The organism is Allosphingosinicella sp., from assembly GCF_036403745.1.
Classification (GTDB): Bacteria; Pseudomonadota; Alphaproteobacteria; order Sphingomonadales; family Sphingomonadaceae; genus Allosphingosinicella.
In genome coordinates, this window is record NZ_DASWQI010000094.1 from 21,936 (window position 1) to 42,952 (window position 21,017).

Sequence of the window (21,017 nt, forward strand, 5' to 3'; positions counted from 1 at the left end):
GTGACCGCCGCGCCGGAGCGGGTGGACGCGACGTACTGACCGCGGGAGGCGCCGAAAATCGGAACGCAACCGTAAGCTCGGCGGTTTTCCTGGCTGATGTCCGAACATCAGGAGGTAATATGCGTAAACTCATTCTCGCCGTGTCGGCCCTCTCGGTCGCACTGCCCGCCGCGACGATCCCGACGGCCGCCGACGCGCGCCGCCATCGTCATCACTACACCCATTATGCCTATTCCCGCTGCCGCCCGCACGGCGGCACCACCGGCGCGATCGTCGGCGGCGGTGCCGGTGCGCTCCTCGGCAGCGCGATCGGCGGCCGCGGCCTTGCCGGGCCGCTGATCGGCGGCGCCGGCGGCGCCCTGCTCGGCCGCCACATCGAGCGCCACAGCCGCTGCTGATCCGGATGGGCGCTGCCCCGGCGGGATCCGGTCAATCGGGGCCGGGATCCTCGTCGTCGGGCAGCGAGCCCTCCCGCATGATGAATTCGTGCTTCTCGACGAGGTCGGCCTGGACGGGCCGGCCTCGTTCGTCCTTGGCCGGCTTGTAGCGGAAGCGGTCCTGGATCAGCCGGCAGGTCGTCTCGTCGATGGCCGCATTGCCGCTCGTGCGCAGGACCCGGCAATTGGTCGCCCGCCCCGTGACGAGCACCGTGTAGCGCACCCACACCACCCCTTGCGCCCCAGCGGCTTTGGCCGATTCGGGATAGTCCCTGTCCTTGATCCGCCCGTGGATCTGCCGTGGCGCGGAGCCGCGCCCCGCGCCGCCGCCCGAACCGGTGCCGTTGCCGCCAAGGCCGCTGCCGGTGCCGTTCCCCTGTCCGCCGGCACCCGTCCCGGGTCCCGGCACCGGCGCCGCGCCCGCCGAAGGAGCGGCGCCCAAGCCGGCAATGGGCGCGGCCGCGACGGGAGGCGGCGGCGGGAAGAGGATCGGCGGCGGCGGCGGCCGCACGATCTCGGTCGGCGTCGCGCGCAGATCGGGCGGCGCTGCAGTCCCTTCCGGACTCTTCGTGTGCTCCTTGGGCGGCGGCGGCTTGGGCCTCTTCGGCGGCGGCGGGGGGGCGAGCGGTGCGAGGTTGAGGATGCGCAGCACGTCGGGCGGCCCCACCCCGTGGGCGACCCGCAGGCCGGTGATCAGCGCGTAGCCGAGCAGGGCTTCCAGCGCGACCATTCCGACGGCCGCCGTCACCCGCTCGCGCCTGTTGGCAACATCGATACGCATACTGAAGCTCCAACGCACGGGCGCCCGCGAAGGCGGCAAACGCCGCCGCGCACGCCTGACGGGCCTGCCGCCGCCGAGGTGAAGCAGCTTTGAAGCGCACCGAAACCCTGCCGAATTAGCCCCATGGTTACGGTTTCTTTGTCAATTTGAGCGACACTTGGTGTCGGGAGGGCTTACACCTTCAAGGAGCGGACCGCTTGGTCAGGCTGTTCAAACATTATGTCTCGCACGCCGTGCTGTGGCTCGGCGCGATCGATTTCGCGCTGCTGCTGCTCGCGGGCGAGGCCGGCTGGGCGCTCCGGACATGGCAGATCGGCGGCGACGTCTCGCTGGACTGGGCGCGGCTCCCCCACCTCGCCACCTTCGCCGCGACGATGCAGCTCGCCATGGTCGGCGTCGGCTCCTACGGGGCCGAGGCGCTGCGCTCGATGCGCCTCGCCGCCGCGCGGCTGGTGGTGGCGATCTCGCTCGGCGTGCTCCTCCTCAGCCTGGTCTTTTTCCTGGTCCCGGCGATCACCTTCTGGCGCTCGAACCTCCTCTACGCGATGCTGTTCGCCTTCCTCGCCGTGTTCGCAGTGCGGCTGGTATTCGAGCGGACGATCGGCGCCGAGGCGTTCAAGCGCCGCATCCTGATCCTCGGCGCCGGCGCCCGCGCGGCGCGGATCGAGGCGCTGGCGCAGGCGGAAGGCGCCGGCTTCACGGTCGCCGGGGTCGTGGCGATGAACGACGGACCCGTCGCCGTCGCGCGGGCGATCAACCGCTCCCGCATCGACAGCCTTACCGACCATGTCGTCAGGCTCGGCGTCAGCGAGGTCGTCCTGGCGCTGGAAGAGCGCCGCAACGCCCTGCCGCTCGCCGACCTCCTCCGGGTCAAGACGACCGGCGTCCACGTCAACGACATCTCCTCCTTCCTCGAGCGGGAGACGGGGAGGGTCGACCTCGACAGTTTGAACCCGTCCTGGCTGATCTTCTCGGACGGCTTCTCCGCCGGGCGCCGCATCTCCGCGGCTGGCAAGAGGCTGTTCGACATCCTCGTCGCGGCGGCGATCCTGATCCTGTTCGGGCCCCTCATCCTGCTCACCGCCCTCATCGTGAAGATGGAGAGCCGCGGCCCCGCTTTCTTCCGCCAGCGCCGAGTCGGGCTCTACGGAGAAGGGTTCGAGCTCATCAAGCTGCGCTCCATGCGCGAGGACGCCGAGGTCGGCGGCAAGGCCGTCTGGGCGCAGAAGGACGATCCGCGCGTGACCCGCGTCGGCGCGATCATCCGCAAGCTCCGCATCGACGAGCTGCCGCAGGCCTGGACGGTGCTGACCGGGCGGATGAGCTTCGTCGGCCCCCGTCCCGAGCGGCCGCAATTCGTCGACGATCTCGAGGCGCGGCTCCCCTTCTACGCCGAGCGCCACGTGGTGAAGCCGGGCATCACCGGCTGGGCGCAGATCAACTTCCCCTACGGCGCCAGCGTCGAGGACGCCCGCCAGAAGCTGGAATACGACCTCTATTACGCGAAGAACTATACGCCCTTCCTGGACATATTGATCCTGCTCCAGACGGTGCGGGTGGTGCTGTGGCCGGAGGGCGCACGGTGATCGCCCTCATCGGCCTCTGGTCCCACGCCCTGGCAGCCGTTCTCTACGGCGCGCTGGCTTTGTGGCAGCTGCGCTACTGGGGGGCGGGGCCGCGAAGCCACCGCCTGCTCGGCGCCTTCGCGGCGACGTCGGTGTGGGCGATCTTCGTAGCGCTGCTCGGCCCCACCTCGGTCGCCGCCGGCGTCGCGGAGACGGGGCGCAATTTCGCCTTCCTCGCCTTCATGTTCGCGATCTTCGACGAAGCCGACGGAGACCGGCAGCCGGCGGTGAAGCTCGTCTACACGGTCCTCGCCGCGGTCATTGGGCTCCAGCTGACCCTGGCCGGCGTCATCCCCGGGTTCGAGAAGAACCCGCTGGTCCACGACGCGCTCGCGGCCGCCGCGCAGATCATCGGCCTCACGGTGGCCGCGGGCTCCCTCGTCCTCGTCCACAACCTCTACGGCCAGGCCGCGCCCGACAGCCGCTGGGGAATCCGCCTGCCGATGATCGCGCTCGCCGCGATGTGGGCCTACGATCTCCACCTCTACACCGTCGCCTATCTGAGCCGCAGCCCCGTCACCGATCTGGTTGCGATGCGCGGCGCAATGCTGGCGATGCTGGTACCGCTCTTCGCCCTCTCGACCCGGCGCAACACGGAGTGGCGCGTCCAGATCTCGCGCGCGGCGACCTTCCAGTCGCTCTCGGTGATCGGCATCTTCGCCTACCTCCTGCTGATGATGTCCGCGACCCGCATCCTCGAAGTGGTCGGCGGCCACTGGGTGCGGATCGGCCAGGTCGCGGTGATTTTCGCGATGACGGTCATCGCGACACTGCTCGTCCCTTCCGGCCGCATGCGCGCCTGGACGCGGGTGATGCTCGCTAAGCATCTGTTCGAGCATCGCTACGATTATCGCGATGAGTGGCTGCGCTTCACCCGCACCATCGGCATCGCCGGCGAGGACCAGGCGCCGCTCGCCCAGCGCATCGTCAAAGCGCTGGCGGACATCGCCGAGGCCCCAGGCGGCCTGCTGCTCGCCGCCGAAGCGGACGGGCGATTCAGCGTCGGCGCGGAGTGGCGCTGGCGGCACGCGGTGCCGCGCTGCAACGGCAGCGCTGACCTCATCCGCGCGCTGGAAAGCCACGCCTTCGTCATCGACCTGGAGAGCGCCCGCGGCGGCCGCATCCGCGTCGGCGACGCGGAGATTGCGGCGCCGGACTGGCTGGCCTCGATCGAGGACGGCTGGGCCGGTATCCCGCTCCTCCATAACGACCGCCTCGTCGGCCTCGTCATCCTCGAACACCCGCTGGTGCGGCGGCCGCTCGACTGGGAGGATTTCGACCTGTTCCGCACGGTCGGCATGCAGGCGGCAAGCTACCTCGCCGAGGCCCGCGGGCAGGAGGCGCTCGCCGACGCCCAGCGCTTCGACGAATTCAACCGCCGCTTCGCCTTCATCATGCACGACGTGAAGAACCTGGTCAGCCAACTCAGCCTCGTCATCCGCAACGCCGAGCGCCACGCCGACAAGCCCGAATTCCGCCAGGACATGATCGCCACGCTGGAAAGCTCGGTGAAGAAGATGAACGACCTTCTCGCCCGCCTCAGCCGCGGCGGCAGCAATGTGGAGCCGGAGCCGGTCCGGGCCGTGTCGGTGGCGTCCACAATCGCCTCGGTCGCCGAAGTGAAGCGGCGGGTGCACCCGGTCGAGGTGCAAGGGGACAGGGCGCTTGCAGCGCTCGCCGATCCCGGCCGTCTTGCCCAGGCGTTGATGCACCTCCTTCAGAACGCCATCGACGCCAGTCCTCCCCAGGCTCCGGTTACCATCCGCTACGCCGCCCGCGGGCGGGAGGCGGCGATCGAGATTGCCGACACGGGCCGCGGCATGTCCGCCGAATTCATCCGCACCCGGCTGTTCCAGCCCTTCGCCTCGACCAAGGAGAGCGGCTTCGGCGTCGGCGCCTATGAGGCGAAGGGGCTCGTCGCGGCGATCGGCGGCCGGCTCGACGTCGAGAGCCGCGAAGGTGCGGGCACCCGTTTCACCATCTTCCTTCCGCTGGCCGAGAGTGCTGGCGCTGTTCCTGAACGGAAATATGCATGAACGCTCCCTTCAAGCCGCGCCTGCTGATCGTCGAGGACGACGAGGGCCTGCAGCGCCAGCTGCGCTGGGCGTATGAGGATTATGAGGTGCTGGTCGCTTCCGACCGCAATGCCGCGATCAACATCCTGCGCGCGGAGGAGCCGCAGGTCGTAACCCTCGATTTGGGGCTGCCGCCGGATCCGGACGGCACCACCGAAGGGTTCGCGGTGCTGGAGACCATCCTATCGCTGAAGCCGGACACGAAGGTGATCGTCGCCTCGGGCCACGGCGCCCGCGAGAGCGCGTTGCAGGCGATCGCGTCGGGCGCCTACGATTTCTACCAGAAGCCGGTCGACATCGACCAATTGGGCATGATCGTCCGCCGCGCCTTTCAGCTCCACGGCATCGAGACAGAGAACCGCCGCCTCGAGGAGAAAGCGGGCGACGACCGGCTCGTCCTCGGCACGATGATCACCGCCGCGCCCGAGATGCTGAAGGTCGCGCGGACGATCGAGCGGGTCGCCAACACCAACGTCTCGGTGATGCTGCTCGGCGCGAGCGGCACCGGCAAGGAGCTGCTCGCCCGCGGCGTCCATGCCGCCAGCCGCCGCGCCAAGGGCGGCTTCGTCGCGATCAACTGCGCGGCGATCCCCGAGAACCTGCTCGAGGCCGAGCTGTTCGGCTACGAGAAGGGCGCCTTCACCGGCGCAATCAAGACCACGGAAGGGAAAATCGAGCTCGCCCATGGCGGCACGCTCTTTCTGGACGAGGTCGGCGACATTCCGCTCCCCCTCCAGGTGAAGCTGCTCCGCTTCCTGCAGGAGCGGGTGATCGAGCGGATCGGCAGCCGCAAGGCGATCGCCGTCGACACCCGCATCGTCTGCGCGACCCACCAGGACCTGCCCGAGATGATTAAGGCGGGGAGCTTCCGCGAGGACCTTTTTTACCGTCTCGCCGAAGTGGTGGTGCGCATCCCGAGCCTCGCCGAGCGTCACGGCGACGCCACTTTGCTCGCCAAGCACTTTCTCCACATCTTCGCGCGGGAGATGAACCCGCAGGTCAAGGGTCTCGCCCCCGGTGCCCTGGCGGCCATCGCCTCCTGGGCCTGGCCTGGCAACGTGCGCGAGCTCGAAAACCGCATGAAGCGGGCGGTGATCATGGCCGACGGCAAGCTCATCACCGCCGAGGATCTCGACCTCGCGCCCGTGGACGCCGATGCGCTGCCGGTGAACCTCAAGGCGGCGCGCGAGCAGGCCGACCGCCGCGCCATCCGCCAGGCGCTCGCCCGCAGCGACAACAACATCTCCGGCACTGCCAAGCTGCTCGGCATCAGCCGGCCGACCCTCTACGACCTCCTCAAGCAGTACGAGCTGCAGCATTAGCGCGACCGTGCCTCCCCCGCGAGCGACAGCTCGGGGGGAGGGGGACCACCCGCAGGGTGGTGGTGGGGTATTCGAGGCGTCTGATTGCGCGCCCAATTCCGATCAAGCCTTGCGCTACCCTACCCCTCCACCAGCTTCGCTGGTCCCCCTCCCCATCTAACGATGGGGAGGGAAATGGAGGCCTTGCCCGCCTTTGGGGGTCGGCTACACACGGCGGCATGAAGCTTAGACTCGTCGCCGCCGCGCTCGCGCTCGCCCCCGCCGCCTTTGCCCCCGCGACCGCCGCGGACCGACCGCCGCCGAAGCTGATCGTCGCAATCTCGGTCGACCAATTCTCCGCCGACCTCTTCGCGCAGTACCGACAGCATTTCACCGGGGGGCTGAGGCGGTTGGAGGACGGCGTGGTGTTCCCGTCCGGCTACCAGAGCCACAACGTGACCGAGACCTGCCCCGGCCATTCGACCATCCTCACCGGTGCGCGGCCGGCACGGACGGGGATCATCGCCAACGAATGGTTCGACCAGAGCCTCGCCCGGCCCGACAAGCAGGTCTATTGCTCGGAGGACCCGAGCGTCCCCGGCAGCAGCTCAGACCATTACACCGTCTCGACCCAGTTCCTGAAGGTCCCGACGCTCGGCGACCGGATGAAGGTGGCGGACCCCCGGTCGCGCTCGGTCGCGGTCGCCGGCAAGGACCGCGCGGCGATCATGATGGGCGGCTACGGGCCCGACCAGCGCTGGTATTGGACTGGGAAGAGCTACACGTTCGGGGGCAAGGTAGCCCCCGCCGCGGCCGGCGCGGCGGTCAATGCCGAGGTGGCGGCCGCGCTTGCCCGGCCCATGCCGGCGATGCCGCTCCCCGCCGTCTGCGAGGCCCGGAGCCGCCCGGTGGCGGTGGGCGGCGGCGGCAAGCCGGTCGGCGCCGGCCGCTTCGCCCGCGCCGGCGGAGACGCGCGCGGCTTTCGCATCTCGCCCGAATTCGACGCCGCGACCGTTGCGCTTGCGACCGCGGTGCGCGGCGAGATGCACCTCGGCGAGGGACCGGCGACGGACATCCTGGCCGTGGGGCTGTCCGCCACCGACTATGTCGGCCACACCTACGGCACCGAAGGCGCGGAGATGTGCCTGCAGGTGCTCGCGCTCGACCGTCTGCTCGGCGACTTCTTCCGCGACCTCGATGCCACCGGGGTGGATTATGTCGTGATGCTGACCGCGGACCATGGCGGCAACGACATCCCCGAGCGCGCGGCCGAGCATGGCATCCCCGGCGCGGCACGCGCCGACCCGGCGCTCAGCCCCGGGGCGATGGGGAGGGCGCTCGCAGCCCGGCTCCATCTCCAGGGCCCGGTGCTGCTCGGCACCGGCGCGATCGGCGATTTCTACATCGACAAGGCGATTGCCGGGCCGGTGCGCCAGCGCGTGCTGCGCGAGGCCGTCGCCGCCTATCGCGCCCACCCGCAGGTGGCCGCGGTCTACACCCATGCCGAGCTCGCCGGCGCGCCGCAGCCTTCAGGGCCGCCCGAGACGTGGAGCCTCCTCCAGCGCGCCAGGGCGAGCTTCGATCCCCAGCGCTCCGGCGATTTCGTCGTGCAGCTGAAGCCGCGCGTGACGTCGCTGTTCGACACCAGCCGCGGCTCCGTCGCCACCCACGGCAGCCCGTGGGATTATGACCGGCGGGTGCCGATCCTGTTCTGGCGCAAGGGCATGACGCCGTTCGAGCAGCCTCTGTCGGTCGAGACGGTCGACATCATGCCGACGCTGGCGGCGCTGATCGGCCTCAAGGTTCCGGCGGGCGAGATCGACGGCCACTGCCTCGATCTCGATGCGGGGCCGGGGAGCACCTGCCGCTAGCCGAGCGTCTCCACCTGCTCCGCGAGTTCCAGCCAGCGCTCCTCGGCGGCATCGCGCTCGGCCCGCGCCTTTTCGACTCCTGCGGTGAGGGCGGCGAAGCGCTTCGGGTCCCGCGCATAGAGATCGGGATCGTGAAGCGCCTCTTCGTCCCGCGCGATCTGGGCCTCCAGTTCCTCGATGCGCCGCGGCAGGAGGTCGTAGTCGCGCTGGTCCTTGTAGGTGAGCTTGGTCCGTATGGCCTTGGCGGCTGGGGCGGCCTCTGACGATGCGGACTTGGGCTGCGGGCGCGGCGACCTGGCCTCTGCGGCTTGCGTCCGCTTCTTCTGCCAATCCTCATAGCCGCCGGCGACGACGTCGACCTTGCCGGAGCCGTCGAGGCCCAGCGTGATCGTGACGGTCCGGTCGAGGAAGTCGCGGTCGTGGCTGACGATGAGGACGGTGCCGTCATAATCGGCGATGACCTCCTGGAGGAGGTCCAGGGTTTCGAGGTCGAGGTCGTTGGTCGGCTCATCGAGGACGAGCAGGTTCGAGCGGCGGGCGAATTCGCGGGCGAGCAAGAGCCGCGAGCGCTCACCGCCCGAGAGCGTCCCGATCTTCGCGTCGACGAGTTCCGGCGCGAAGAGGAATTCCTTGAGATAGCCCTGGACGTGCTTGCGGGTGCCGCGCACGTCGATCCAGTCGCCGCCGTCGGCGAGGATGTCCCGCACGCTCTTTGCCGGATCGAGCAGCTTGCGCTGCTGGTCGATGATCACGCCGTCGAGAGTCTTCGCGCGCCGAATCCTGCCTTCGTCCGGCTCGATCTCGCCGGTGAGGAGCTTGAGCAAGGTGGTCTTGCCGGTGCCGTTCGCACCCACCACGCCGATCCGGTCGCCGCGGGTGATGCGGAGGCTGAAGTCGCGGATGATGGTCCGATCACCGAAGCGCTTCGTCACCTTCTCGGCATCGATCACCATCTTCGTCTTCACGTCGTCGTTGGCGAGCCCCAGCTTCGCGGTGCCCGCCGGACCGAGCATGGCGGCGCGGGTGGCGCGCAACTCGTGGAGCTTGGCGAGGCGCCCCTGGTTGCGCTTGCGCCGTGCGGTGACGCCGCGCTCCAGCCAGTGGAGCTCGATCTTGAGCTTGGCGTCGAGCTTGTCCGCGGCGCGCGCTTCCTCGGCGTAGACGGCTTCGGTCCAGGCGTCGAAGCCGCCGAAGCCGATCTCGGCGCGGCGCAGGCTGCCGCGTTCCAGCCACAGCGAGGAGCGGGTGAGGCGCTTCAGGAAGGTGCGGTCGTGGCTGATGGCGATGAAGGCGCCGGTGTAGCGCGAGAGCCAATCCTCCAGCCATTCGATGGCGGCGAGGTCGAGATGGTTGGTGGGCTCATCAAGGAGGAGGACGTCGGGGTCCTGCGCCAGTGCCCGAGCGATCGCCGCGCGCCGCCGCTCGCCGCCCGACGCGGTGGCGGCGGGGCGGTCGAGGTCGATGCCGAGCTGGTCGGCGATGGCATCCACCTCGTGCGCGGCCGGGGCGTTCGGGGCGGCGAGGGCGAAGTCGCGCAGGGTGGCGAACCGCTCGACGTTCGGGTCCTGCTCCAGCAGCACCACCTTCGTCCCCGGCTGCATCGTCCGCCGGCCCTCGTCGGTATCGATCGTCCCGGCCAGGCATTTGAGCAGCGTCGTCTTGCCCGCGCCGTTACGGCCGATCAGCGCCAGCCGGTCGCGCGCGCCGACGAACAGGTCGATGCCGCGGAATAGCCAGCCGGCGCCCTGCACGAGCCCGAGATTTTCATAAGCGAGGACGGGGGCGGCCATGGATCAGCAACTCGATTATTGAGGTCGATGCGACAAGGGGGCCTCGGCCGAATGAGCGGCGGCGGCTGCCTCATGCCCCGGAATGCGGCACGGATGAAGCGTTAATTCGGGAGCCCCTGCCTCGCCGACAAGTCCTTTATTATCACCAATTTGGCTGTTCAACGCCTGGTTAACCAACGCCCCATAGCCTCGCATGCAATGGGCGCTCGAACGAACGCGCGCCTGCATAGGGTGGGGACCGTGCATGGGCATTTTCCTGTGGCTGCCGATCGTCTGCGTCGCGGCGATCGCCTACGTCCTCTTCTGGGCCGCGGGCTACCAGCTCACGCCGCCGATGGTGTTCGGCCTCGGCCTGTCGATGGGCCTCGGCGCAGGCGGGATGCTGCTTGCGGGCCGGCTCAGCGGCCGCGGCCGCCGCGTGGGCGCTGCGATCAATGCCTTCTACCAGCTCAGCGTCGCGGGCGGGGTCGGCATGATGCTCGCCTACGCCGCCGCAACCACGGGGCGTCCCCTCTACGACGAAGCCTTCCTCGCCTTCGACCGCACGCTCCACTACGAATGGACGGCCTACGCCCGCTTCTTCGCAGAGCATCGCGGCATCGCGCGGATCGTCCTCTCCGCTTATTTCACGATGATAGCACAGCCGCTCCTGCTGATCCTCGTGCTCAGCGCGACGGACCGCGTTGCCGAACTCGAGAAGTTCATCCTGGCCAGCTTCGCCTCCCTGCTCCTCACGATCGGCCTCTTCGCATGTTTTCCGGCGACCACGGCCTGGGCCCATCTCGGGATTTCGGACCTGGAGGTGGCGGCCTATCGCTACCTCCCGGTCACCGGCGAAAGCTGGGTGCAGGACCTGCACCTGATCCGCGCCGGCCATCGCAGCCTGCCGAGCGGCTTCGGCTCGCCCATCATCGCTTTCCCGAGCCTGCATTGCGCGAGCGGCCTCGTCTATCTCTGGGCCGGATGGCGGGTGCGCTGGCTGCGGCCGATCCTGCTCGTCTTGAACGCCATGATGCTCGCGGCGACCCCGATCGTCGGCGGCCATTATGTCGCGGACCTTATCGGCGGCGCCGCCGTCGCCCTCTGCGCCATCCTGCTCGCCGAGCGGGCCTACTTGCCGCTGGCGGCGCGGGCCGAGGCTCTGCGGGCGCGGGCGGCGCGGGGGCCGCGGCTCGTCTGGTCGGTGGCGCGGCCGGCGCCGGTGGCGCTCAGCGAAGCCCCGGCCTCGCGCGCGGCTTGAGATAAGGAAAAGGCCTGCCGGTCTCCCGGCAGGCCTTCCCGATTGGCAAAGGCTGAAGCCTCAGTTCGAATAATACATGTCGTATTCGACCGGGCTCGGCGTCGTCTCCCAGCGCATCTGCTCTTCCCACTTCAGCTCGACATAGGCGTCGATCTGGTCGTCGGTGAACACGTCGCCCTTGGTGAGGAAGCCGCGGTCGGCGTCGAGCGCGTTCAGCGCCTCGCGAAGCGACCCGCAGACGGTGGGAACGTTGACCAGCTCCTGCGGCGGCAGGTCGTAGAGGTTCTTGTCCATCGGCTCGCCGGGATGGATGCGGTTCTGGATGCCGTCGAGGCCCGCCATCAGGATCGCCGAGTAAGCGAGATATGGATTGGCGAGCGCGTCGGGGAAGCGGAACTCGACCCGCTTCGCCTTTTCGCCGGTGCCGTAGGGGATGCGGCAGGAGGCGGATCGGTTGCGGCTCGAATAAGCGAGCAGCACCGGCGCCTCAAAGCCCGGCACGAGGCGCTTGTAGCTGTTCGTCGTCGGGTTGGTGAAGGCGTTCAGCGCCCGCGCATGCTTGATGACGCCGCCGATGAAGAACAAGGCCGTCTCGCTCAGGCCGGCATAGCCGTTGCCGGCGAAGAGCGGCTTGCCGCCGTTCCAGATCGAGATGTGGGTGTGCATTCCCGAGCCGTTATCCTTGGCGATCGGCTTGGGCATGAAGGTCGCCGTCTTGCCGTAGGCATGGGCGACCATGTGCACGACATACTTGTAGATCTGCATGCGGTCGGCGGTCTGGACGAGGGTGCCGTAGGTGAGGCCGAGCTCGTGCTGGGCGGGGGCGACCTCGTGATGGTGCTTGTCCATGGGGAGACCCATCTCGATCATCGTCGAGACCATCTCGGCGCGGATGTCCATCGCGCTGTCGACCGGGGCCACCGGGAAGTAGCCGCCCTTGGCGCGCGGCCGGTGGGCGAGGTTGCCGTTCTCATATTCTCGGCCGGTGTTGGTCGGCAGCTCGATATCGTCGATGCGGAAGTAGGAGGCATTGTAGCCGTCCTCGAACCGGACGTCGTCGAACATGAAGAATTCGGCTTCGGGACCGACATAGACGGTGTCGCCGATGCCGGTGCCCTTGAGGTAGGCTTCGGCGCGGCGGGCGGTGGAACGCGGGTCGCGGGCGTAGAGCTCCCCCGAGCCCGGATCGACGATGTCGCAGAACAGGACCAGCATCGGCGTCGCTGAGAAGGGGTCGACATAGGCGGCGTCGAGGTCCGGCCGCAGGATCATGTCGCTCTCATTGATCGCCTTCCAGCCGGCGATGGACGAGCCGTCGAACATGAAGCCGTCGGTCAGCTGGTCCTCGTCGACGAGGCCCGAGACCATCGAGAGGTGCTGCCACTTGCCGCGCGGGTCGGTAAATCGAAGGTCGACCCACTCGATCTCCTCCTCCTTGATCCGCTTCAGGATTTTGCCCGCTTCGCTCATCTGATGTCCCTCGTTCGGAAGTTGCGCCTGAACGCCCGCCGCCGCCCCTCAAGGGAGGGGCGAATGAGGCTGGCGAATCCGGCTGCTGTGCGGTCCGAGCCTTCTCCGCCGCGGCGGGCCGCGTCCACCCCGGCGCGCCGGGCGGTGAAGATTTCACGTGGAGGAGTTGCGGCTCAGAAGTCGCGGCGGCGCGCGCGGATCAGCATGCGCAGCAGCATCGCCACCGGGCGCGGCACGCCGACCTTGCCTTCCAGCCACAGCGAGACGGCGGAGCGGCTGACGCCGATGGCGTTGGCGAGGTCCGCCTGCGTCCGATAGCCGAGCGCGTGCATGGCGCTGCGCAGCTCTTCCGGCGACATCGAGGCGAGCAGGGGATCGTTCACGCCCGCGTCTGCTCAGATCGCATCGGAGCCGCGTTCTCCCGTGCGGATGCGGAGGGCCTCCTCCACGGTCGAGACGAAGATCTTGCCGTCGCCGATGCGGCCGGTGCGCGCGGCGGCGGCGATCGCTTCCACCACCCGCTCGGCCAGCCCATCCTCGACCACCACCTCGAGCTTCACCTTGGGGAGGAAATCGACGACATATTCGGCGCCGCGATAGAGCTCGGTATGGCCCTTCTGGCGGCCGAAGCCCTTGGCCTCGGTGACCGTGATGCCGGAGACGCCGACATCGTGCAGCGCCTCCTTCACCTCGTCGAGCTTGAACGGCTTGATGATCGCCTCGATCTTCTTCACGCGCCTCGTCCTTTGTCCTGTCGCCGCACGCATAGCCGCCCCGGCCGGCGCCGGAAAGGTCAGCGCAGGACGTAGACCTCGTAGGTTTCGTCGCTGACCACCGGAGCGAAATCGGCGATCTTGCGCGTGGCCGCCTGGAATCGCCGCACCTGGTCAGGCGTCGTCGAGAAGTACCAGAAGTTCACCTCCTTCGTCCGCGTCGGCTTGTCGGTGCGCAGGCGATGCTGGATCACCAGCACCACCGGCCGCCCGGCTTGGGCGCGCAGCCGCTGGGCGTCGGCGAGATAGTCGTCGGGGCTGAGCTCGAGCCGCACCCCCCGGCGGGTGAACTGGACGACGGTGCCGAAGCGCTGCGGCCGCATCAGGTAGAGCGGCGCCTGGGGCATGTAATAGGGGAAGGCTTCGGCGAACATGTCCGGGTCCGTCAGCACGATGGCGCGGTCGAGCTTTTCGCCGCGCAGTAGCTCGGCGAGGTCGCGGGCGCGGCTGTAGGGATAGCCGCCGAGATCGGTGGACAGCATGCTCAGCGTGGTCAGCACCTGCAGGCCGAGCAGCAGCATGAACAACGTCTCGCCGACGCCGGTGGCGCGCCCGAACCGCTCGGCCACCCGCCAGCGCGGGGGCCAGCGCCCGCCCCGCCCGGCCGCCGCGAGCCAGTACATGGCGACGAGATAGCAAAGGTAGAGCGACTGGTGGCGGTAATAGCCGGGATAGACGATCTGGAAGAAGAGCTCGAAGGTCAGCATCGCGGCGAGCGCCGAGAGAAAGGCGGCCGGGGCGCGGAGCAGCCCGAGCAGGCTGCCGAACATGAGGATGCCGAACAGCGCGGCGCCCGCCGAACTGTTGGGGAGGAAGGGTGGCACGAAGTCCCAGAAGGAGAGGGCGGGCGTGAAGAGGGCGCTCAGCACGAGGCCGGGGCCGATGCCGTGGGGGTGGACGATGACGGCGGCGTCGTGGACCGTCGGGAACACCGTCGCGAAGCACAGCGCCGCCCCGGCGGCCGCGACGGCCGCGTTCACGAGGAACAGCCGGTATTTGGGCCCCCAGCGCAGCCCCTCCTCGCCAAGCAGTTCGACCAGCCAGAAGCCGAGGATCATCGCCGCCAGCACGCAGCAGGGGACGTTGGTGTTGCACAGCAAGGCGAGGAGCAGGCCGATGGTGACGCCGCGGTCCCGCCGCGTCGGATAGAGCGCGGCGACGGCGAAGAGGACCAGCATGCCGATGCCGTAATTGCGGGCGATCGCGGCATATTCGAACACGAAGAAGGCGCCGAACAGGACGAGGGCCAGCGTCACCGGACGGAACGGCGCACGCAATGCGAACAGCGCGGCTCCGGCCGCGGTCAGCGCCCAGCCGATCGCCGGCAGCACTTCGCGCACGGGGGCCAGCGTGTGGGCGCCCCGGAGCAGCAGGTACCAGAGGGCGGGATGTCCCTCGCCGTGGATGGCGCGGATCATGCCGACCACGCTGTCGCCGGTGAGGGCGAGGCTGAGGGCCCGCATCTCGTCGCGCCAGACGACGTGGCGGAGCGTGAAGAAGCCGGAGAGCGCCACCCACAGCGCAAGCAGGACGAGCCGCACCAGGCGGTCGCGAGCGGCGGGCGTGTCGCCGCGGCCGATGGTCGAAATCGTGAATTCCCCCGAAGAAGCCCCTCTCAGAGCCGGATTCTGCGCAGGAAAGGGGTCTCTGTCGAGAAATTTTACGTTCGAAGGCGCGGCTTTAGCCATTGATTAACCATCGACCCATAGCGTGTGCCCGTCACAGTGAGGGGAAAGCGCGATGATCGGTGGTCAGAAGGTGGCGGTGGTCCTGCCGGCCTATAATGCGGCGAAGACGCTGCGGCAGACGGTGATGGAAATCCCCGCCGACATCGTCGACGACATCATCCTCACTGACGACGCATCGACCGACGACACGATCGGCGTGGCGAAGTCGCTCGGCCTCCACACCATCCTGCACGACCGCAACCGCGGCTATGGCGGCAACCAGAAGAGCTGCTACGCCGCCGCACTCGCCCGCGGCGCCGATATCGTCATCATGCTCCACCCGGATTACCAATATTCGCCACGGCTGGTGGCGGCGATGGCAGGGATGATCGCGTCCGGCCATTACGACGCCGTCTTCGCCTCGCGCATCCTCGGCAAGGGCGCATTGGACGGGGGCATGCCGCGCTACAAATATGTGGCGAACCGGCTGCTCACCCTCTTCCAGAACATCGTCATGGGCCAGAAGCTCAGCGAATATCATACCGGCTACCGCGCCTGGAGCCGCAAGGTGCTCGAGACCCTGCCGCTGCTCGCCTGCTCGGACGATTTCGTGTTCGACAACCAGATGATCGCCCAGGCGGCCTGGCATGGCTTCCACATGGGCGAGATCTCCTGCCCGACCAAATATTTCGCCGAGGCCTCCAGCATCAACTTCCGCCGCTCGTGCATCTACGGGCTCGGCGTGCTCAAGACGTCGGTCGAGTATCGGCTCTGCAAGCTCGGCCTCAAGCGCCCGGCGCTGTTCGAGCCCGCTGAGGATGCGCGCCTGGCGCCCGCCGTGCCCGTCCATGAAATGGGCGCCACTATCGCCGCCCGGATGGGCGCCGCCGCCTGATGCGCGCGCTCGCCGGAGCGATCGCTCCGTTCGTCCGAAGCGAAGCCTTCGCCCAGCTGGTCCGCTACGGCGTCGCCGGGCTCGGGGTCACGGCGCTCTCCACCCTCGTCTACTCAGGCGCGGCGGTGGGGATGGGCATGTCGCCGATGCGCGCGAACGTGTGCGGCTATGCGGTGGGGCTGATCGCCGGCTATTTCGTGCACAGCCGCTGGTCCTTCGCGGGCAGCCGGGAGGCGGAGGCGGCGACGGTCGCCCGCTTCGTCGGCGCGACCCTGTGCGGCTTCGCGCTGAACAGCTTCTGGGTGTGGCTGCTGACCGGGCCGATGCACCTGCCGCCGCTGGCGCCGGTGCCGGCGATGGTCGGGGTGACGCCGCTGCTGAGCTTCCTCGTCAACCGCTATTGGGTGTTCCGCGCCGCCTGAGGGGCGGGCGTTAGGAAGTCCTTAACCATGCCGGGCCGATGCTCGCACGACAGGAGGAGAAACCCATGTTCATGCAGCGCATCGAGGCCGAAGCCGTCGTCATCGCACAGCCGCGCAAGCCCGCGGCGCTGAAGCTCGCCGTCGGCCTCGTCTTCATCGTCTGCGCAAGCGCGGTGATGCTGCCATGGACCGCAGTGCTGGTCCTGTGGACGATCGCCGCCGCGATCGCCAAAGCCGGCGCTACGCTGCGCGACATCGCGCTCCATGCGGGCGAGGAGATCGTCGGCCGCTAGATTTCCGTTCGCGACGCGGCGTCCAGCCGCTCGACCTGCTCGCGGCTCAACTCCAGCTCCATCGCGCCGATGAAATCCTCGAGCTGCTCGGGTGTGCGGGCGCTGGCGATCGGCGCCGTAATTCCGGGTTGCGCCGCCAGCCATGCAAGCGCGACAGTCGACGGGTTGGTCCCGGTCTCCGCCGCCACCGCATCGAGCGCCGCCAGCACCGCATAGCCGCGCGCGTTCAGATATTTCCCCATCCGGTCGCCGCGCACGCTTTGCCCCTGGTCGGCGGCCGAACGGTATTTGCCGGTGAGGAAGCCGGAGGCGAGGCCGTAATAAGGCAGCACTCCCACATTCCGCTCGACGCACAGCGTCTGAAGCCCGCCCTCGAAGCCGCCGCGGTTCATCAGGTGATATTCGGGCTGCAGCACCTCGTAGCGGGCGAGCCCCTCCTGCTCCGAAACGTCGAGCGCGGCGGCGAGGCTCTCCGGCGCATAATTGGACGCGCCGAGCGCCCGCACCTTGCCGTCCCGCACCAGCCGGTCGAACGCGCGCAGGCTCTCTGCAACCGGCGTCTTCGGGTCCTCCTGATGGGCGTAATAAAGGTCGATGGCGTCGACCCCGAGACGCCGGAGCGAAGCTTCGGCCGCCGCGACGATCCGCGCCGGCTCCAGCTTCTCGCCGCCTTCGCCGGGCAGCATGCCGACCTTGGTGGCGATCAGCACCTCGCCCTTCGAGCCGCGGCGGCGGAGCCATTCGCCGATCAGGCTCTCCGATTCGCCGCCTGTGTGGCCCGGCACCCAGGCGGAATACACATCCGCCGTGTCGATCATCCGGCCGCCAGCGCCGACGAAGCGGTCGAGGATTGTGAAGGCGTCCTCACCGCTGGCGGTCCAGCCGAAGACGTTGCCGCCGAGGACGAGGGGAGGGGTTTCAAGGCCGCTGCGGCCAAGCGGACGGAGATGGGGCACGACTCGCTCCTCGGAGATTAAGGTCGGGGCGGCTTCTGCTCCCGTGCCTGCAGCGCGTCGATAGCTTCCTTCACGCGCTGGCTCTCGCCACGCGGCACCACCAGCACCGCCCGCTCGGTCGCGACCACGACGAGGTCATGGACGTCGAGCGCGACTAGGGTCGGCCCGTCGGAGCGGATCAGGCAGCCGGTGCTCGACGGCGCCACGACGTCGCCGGAGAGCACGTTCCCGGCTTCGTCGCGCGGCCCGAGCGCCCACAAAGCCTCCCAGCTGCCGATGTCGGACCAGGCCATGTTCGCCGGCACGACCGCGACACGGTCGCTCTTCTCCATCACCGCCCGGTCGATCGCCGCGGACGGCGCGGCGGCGAAGGCTTCGCCGTCGGGCCTCGCCGACTGTGCCTCCACCGTTTGCCGCTCGACCGCGGCCCGCGCCGCCGTGAACACCTCGGGAGCCTGCGCCTCCAAGGCGGTGAGCATGGCATCGGCCCGGAACAGGAAGATGCCCGCATTCCAGAGACAGTCGCCGGCCTCCACATAACGCTCAGCCAGTTCCCTCGGCGGCTTCTCGACGAACGCGGCGGCGCGAAAGGCGCCGCCCTCCAGCGGCGTGCCTTGCCGGATATAGCCGTAGCCGGTTTCCGGCCGGTCGGGCGTCACGCCGAACGTGACGAGCCAGCCGTCTTCCGCCAGCGGCCGGCCCGCCTCTATCGCCGCGCGAAACGCGCCAGGGTCGCCGACGACATGGTCGCTCGGCATGACCAGCAGGAGCTGGTCCGGCGCGGCATTCAGGGCGGCGAGCGCAATCGCGCCGGCCGTTCCCCGCGGGCAAGGCTCGAGCACGGTCAGGCGCGGGGTCACGCCGACTTCGGCCAGCTGCGCGAGCGAAGTCGCCGCATGCTCCTCGCCCAGCACCAGCATCGGCGGGTCGAACAAGGTCGGATCCGCCGCCCGCAGCGCCGTCTCCTGGAGCATGGTGCGCTCCCCCGTCAGCGCAACATGCGGCTTGACCCGGTCCAGGCGCGACAGCGGCCACAGCCGCGTGCCGGCGCCGCCGGAAAGGATGACCGGCGTGATCCGGCCCGGGCTCAGGCGGCGAGCCCTTCGAACTGGAGCCGCGCGAGGCGGGCGTAGAGGCCGCCGCGGGCGTTCAGGCTGTCGTGCGTGCCTTCCTCGGCGATGCGGCCGTCGTCGAGGACGATGATCCGGTCGGCGGCGCGGACGGTGGCGAGCCGGTGAGCGATGACGATGGTGGTGCGGTTCGCCATCAGCCGCTCCAGGGATGCCTGGACCAGCCGCTCGCTCTCCGCATCTAGCGCGGAGGTCGCCTCGTCGAGGAGGAGGAGCGGGGCGTCGCGCAGGATGGCCCGGGCGATCGCCATGCGCTGGCGCTGCCCGCCGGAAAGCCTGGCGCCGCCCTCGCCCATATAGGTGTCGAGGCCTTCGGGGAGCTTGCGGAGGAATTCGGCGGCGTTTGCGGCCTCCGCGGCCCCCCACAGCTCCGCGTCCGACGCGTCCCAGCGGCCGTAGCGGAGGTTGTCGCGGGCGGAGGAGGCGAAGATCACCGTCTCCTGCGGCACCACGGACATGCGGGCGCGGACATCGGCGGGGTCCGCCTCCGGCAGCGGCACGCCGTCGAGCAGCACCTGCCCCGCCTCCGGGTCGTAGAAGCGCAAGGCGAGCTGAAAGAGCGTCGACTTGCCCGCGCCCGACGGCCCGACCACCGCCAGCGTCTCGCCCGGCTTCACGGCGAGCGAGAAATTGGAAAGCGCCGAAACCTCGCGCCGGGTCGGATAGCGGAAGGTCACATCCTGGAACTCGAGCGCGCCGCTTGCGGGCTGAGGCAGCGGCGTGACCCGCGCAGGGGCGCGGATTTCCGGCTGCTCGGCCAGCAGCTCCGCGAGGCGTCCGGCGGCGCCCGACCCGCGGAGGAGCTCCCCATAGACTTCGGTAAGCGCCCCGAACGCGCCGGCGACGAGGCCGCCGGTCACCACGAATGCGAAGATCGTTCCGCCGCTGAGGAGGCCTTTCTGAACGTCGACCGCGCCCTGCCACATGACCAGGGTGATCGCGCCGAAAAGCAGCCCGATGACGATCGCCGTCATCGCCGCGCGCAGGGTGATGCGGCGACGGGCCGTCTGGAAGACCCGCTCCACCGCATCGGCGAAGCGGGTCGCTTCACGCGCCTGCTGGCCGAAAGCCTGGACGATCTTCATGGCGCCGAGCACCTCGTCGACCATGGCACCCACGTCGGCGATGCGGTCCTGGCTCTGGCGCGAGACGGTTCGCACCCGTCGGCTGAGGATCGTGATGGGAAGGATGATCAGCGGGATGCCGAGCAGCAGCATTGCCGCCAGCTTCGGCGCCAGCGCGACCAGGTAGATCACGCCCCCCACACCCATCACCGCATTGCGCAAGGCAACCGATATGGTGGTTCCCACGACCTGCTCGATGATGGTCGTGTCCGCCGTGAGGCGCGAGGCGATCTCCGAGGGCCTGTTTTCCTCGAAGAAGCTCGGCGCGAGGCGCAGCAGGTTGGATTGCACCGCTTCGCGCACGTCGGCGACGACCCTCTCGCCGAGCCAGGACACGAAATAGAAGCGCAGCGCCGTTGCGATGGCGAGGACCACCACCACGATCAGCAGATACTGGAACCAGCGGTCAATATTCCCCCCGGACGCCATGAACCCCTTGTCGATGATCAGGCGAAAGGCGTTGGGAATGGCGAGGGTCGCGCTCGCGGCGACGAGCAGAGCGAGCAGGGCGCCGGCCACATGGCCCTTGTATCGCGCCACGAAACGCCAGATGATGACGAGGTTCGCGATCCTGCCGGGGGGCGGAGTGTCGTCGCCGGTTCGAGCCATGAAGAGGGGCCTAGCAGCGCATGCACTGACGCTCAATGCCGGCGCCCGGGGAGCCTTCGCACCCGCTGCCCGTTAAGTTCCCAAGCCCTTGCGCCGGTTGATCCTTTTTCTCGCGCGCACCATCTGGAGAGCCGATGCTCTACGACGCTTACGAAATGCAGCGCTCGCTGCTCGCCGGTGCCAGCACCCTCGCCAACATGGGCGCCGGCTGGATGCAGAACCCCGCCAATCCGTTCGCCTACAGCTCGATGGGGCCGATCGTCGCCTCGGCGCTGGACGTCTTCGCCCACGCCTCGGCGCCGCGCGGCAAGCCGGACTTCGGGTTCGATACGACCCTCGTCGAGGGCCGCGAGGTGCGCGTCACCGAGGAGATCGTGCTGAGGAAGCCGTTCGGCCAGCTCAAGCATTTCCGCCGCGAAGGCGTGAAGGGCGGGCCGAAGCTGCTGATCGTCGCGCCGATGTCGGGCCATTATGCCACCTTGCTGAGGGGCACGGTCGAGCGGATGCTTCCGCGCCACGACGTCTACATCACCGACTGGCGCGACGCGAAACTGGTGC

The 21,017-nt window shown here is 69.0% G+C and carries 18 protein-coding genes and 1 pseudogene; 10 read left to right on the forward strand and 9 right to left on the reverse strand.

Going from position 1 to position 21,017, the window contains the following annotated elements; translation table 11 throughout:
• The first annotated feature begins 119 nt into the window (after positions 1 to 119).
• Positions 120 to 398, forward strand: a complete 279-nt coding sequence (locus tag VGC56_RS18175) for a hypothetical protein (RefSeq protein WP_464127162.1) — start codon at positions 120 to 122, stop codon at positions 396 to 398.
• 31 nt (positions 399 to 429) lie between these two features.
• Here VGC56_RS18175 and VGC56_RS18180 read toward each other — a convergent pair whose 3' ends face one another.
• Positions 430 to 1,218 (reverse strand): energy transducer TonB, encoded by a 789-nt coding sequence (locus VGC56_RS18180; RefSeq protein WP_464127163.1) that lies wholly within the window; start codon positions 1,216 to 1,218, stop codon positions 430 to 432.
• Between the two features lie 197 nt (positions 1,219 to 1,415).
• Between VGC56_RS18180 and VGC56_RS18185 the strand changes: the two genes are divergently transcribed.
• The 4 genes from VGC56_RS18185 to VGC56_RS18200 all read left to right on the forward strand — a co-directional run bounded on the left by VGC56_RS18185 (position 1,416) and on the right by VGC56_RS18200 (position 8,090).
• Complete coding sequence (locus VGC56_RS18185; protein ID WP_464127164.1) at positions 1,416 to 2,804, forward strand: TIGR03013 family XrtA/PEP-CTERM system glycosyltransferase; 1,389 nt, start codon at positions 1,416 to 1,418, stop codon at positions 2,802 to 2,804.
• Complete coding sequence (prsK, locus tag VGC56_RS18190) at positions 2,801 to 4,879, forward strand: XrtA/PEP-CTERM system histidine kinase PrsK (RefSeq protein WP_464127165.1); 2,079 nt, start codon at positions 2,801 to 2,803, stop codon at positions 4,877 to 4,879. The genes VGC56_RS18185 and prsK overlap by 4 nt, the downstream gene beginning before the upstream one ends.
• Complete coding sequence (gene prsR / locus VGC56_RS18195; protein WP_464127166.1) at positions 4,876 to 6,240, forward strand: PEP-CTERM-box response regulator transcription factor; 1,365 nt, start codon at positions 4,876 to 4,878, stop codon at positions 6,238 to 6,240. Before prsK ends, prsR begins: the two co-directional genes overlap by 4 nt.
• Before the next feature lie 218 nt (positions 6,241 to 6,458).
• Entirely contained in the window at positions 6,459 to 8,090 is a 1,632-nt protein-coding gene (locus tag VGC56_RS18200) for an alkaline phosphatase family protein (protein ID WP_464127167.1), read from the forward strand.
• On the opposite strand, the gene VGC56_RS18205 is transcribed toward VGC56_RS18200, so the two are convergent.
• Positions 8,087 to 9,880 (reverse strand): ABC-F family ATP-binding cassette domain-containing protein, encoded by a 1,794-nt coding sequence (locus VGC56_RS18205; protein WP_464127169.1) that lies wholly within the window; start codon positions 9,878 to 9,880, stop codon positions 8,087 to 8,089. The two genes, VGC56_RS18200 and VGC56_RS18205, sit on opposite strands and share 4 nt — an antisense overlap.
• A 244-nt stretch (positions 9,881 to 10,124) precedes the next feature.
• Between VGC56_RS18205 and VGC56_RS18210 the strand changes: the two genes are divergently transcribed.
• The gene (locus VGC56_RS18210) at positions 10,125 to 11,120 is read left to right on the forward strand and encodes a phosphatase PAP2 family protein (protein WP_464127171.1); all 996 of its coding nucleotides are present in this window, start codon (positions 10,125 to 10,127) and stop codon (positions 11,118 to 11,120) included.
• Positions 11,121 to 11,180: 60 nt separating this feature from the next.
• On the opposite strand, the gene glnA is transcribed toward VGC56_RS18210, so the two are convergent.
• From glnA to VGC56_RS18230, 4 genes are all read right to left on the reverse strand, one after another.
• The gene (glnA, locus tag VGC56_RS18215) at positions 11,181 to 12,590 is read right to left on the reverse strand and encodes a type I glutamate--ammonia ligase (RefSeq protein WP_464127173.1); all 1,410 of its coding nucleotides are present in this window, start codon (positions 12,588 to 12,590) and stop codon (positions 11,181 to 11,183) included.
• A 173-nt stretch (positions 12,591 to 12,763) separates the two neighbouring features.
• A complete protein-coding gene (locus VGC56_RS18220; RefSeq protein WP_464127175.1) occupies positions 12,764 to 12,973 on the reverse strand; it encodes a helix-turn-helix domain-containing protein in 210 nt (69 codons plus the stop codon).
• 12 nt (positions 12,974 to 12,985) lie between these two features.
• A complete protein-coding gene (locus tag VGC56_RS18225) occupies positions 12,986 to 13,324 on the reverse strand; it encodes a P-II family nitrogen regulator (protein WP_464127176.1) in 339 nt (112 codons plus the stop codon).
• 59 nt (positions 13,325 to 13,383) lie between these two features.
• Positions 13,384 to 15,051: a hypothetical protein gene (locus VGC56_RS18230; RefSeq protein WP_464127178.1), complete on the reverse strand. Its 1,668-nt coding sequence runs from the start codon at positions 15,049 to 15,051 to the stop codon at positions 13,384 to 13,386.
• A 52-nt stretch (positions 15,052 to 15,103) separates the two neighbouring features.
• On the opposite strand from VGC56_RS18230, the gene VGC56_RS18235 reads away from it, so the two are divergent.
• The 3 genes from VGC56_RS18235 to VGC56_RS18245 all read left to right on the forward strand — a co-directional run bounded on the left by VGC56_RS18235 (position 15,104) and on the right by VGC56_RS18245 (position 16,640).
• The gene (locus VGC56_RS18235; RefSeq protein ID WP_464127179.1) at positions 15,104 to 15,925 is read left to right on the forward strand and encodes a glycosyltransferase family 2 protein; all 822 of its coding nucleotides are present in this window, start codon (positions 15,104 to 15,106) and stop codon (positions 15,923 to 15,925) included.
• Positions 15,925 to 16,347, forward strand: coding sequence for a GtrA family protein (locus tag VGC56_RS18240; RefSeq protein WP_464127181.1), 423 nt, complete (start codon positions 15,925 to 15,927; stop codon positions 16,345 to 16,347). The genes VGC56_RS18235 and VGC56_RS18240 overlap by 1 nt, the downstream gene beginning before the upstream one ends.
• Before the next feature lie 65 nt (positions 16,348 to 16,412).
• On the forward strand, positions 16,413 to 16,640 hold the full coding sequence (locus VGC56_RS18245) for a hypothetical protein (RefSeq protein WP_464127184.1): 228 nt from the start codon (positions 16,413 to 16,415) through the stop codon (positions 16,638 to 16,640).
• Here VGC56_RS18245 and VGC56_RS18250 read toward each other — a convergent pair.
• Genes VGC56_RS18250 through VGC56_RS18260 form a run of 3 tightly spaced genes read right to left on the reverse strand, consistent with a single transcriptional unit; the run spans position 16,637 to position 20,459 of the window.
• On the reverse strand, positions 16,637 to 17,596 hold the full coding sequence (locus VGC56_RS18250; protein ID WP_464127185.1) for an aldo/keto reductase: 960 nt from the start codon (positions 17,594 to 17,596) through the stop codon (positions 16,637 to 16,639). The two genes, VGC56_RS18245 and VGC56_RS18250, sit on opposite strands and share 4 nt — an antisense overlap.
• A gap of 17 nt (positions 17,597 to 17,613) precedes the next feature.
• Positions 17,614 to 18,687 (reverse strand): mannose-1-phosphate guanylyltransferase, encoded by a 1,074-nt coding sequence (locus tag VGC56_RS18255; protein ID WP_464127188.1) that lies wholly within the window; start codon positions 18,685 to 18,687, stop codon positions 17,614 to 17,616.
• Entirely contained in the window at positions 18,684 to 20,459 is a 1,776-nt protein-coding gene (locus VGC56_RS18260) for an ABC transporter transmembrane domain-containing protein (RefSeq protein ID WP_464127187.1), read from the reverse strand. Before VGC56_RS18260 ends, VGC56_RS18255 begins: the two co-directional genes overlap by 4 nt.
• Positions 20,460 to 20,593: 134 nt before the next feature.
• Between VGC56_RS18260 and VGC56_RS18265 the strand changes: the two are divergent.
• Positions 20,594 to 21,017 (forward strand): annotated as a pseudogene (locus VGC56_RS18265) (polyhydroxyalkanoate depolymerase); the annotation flags it as partial.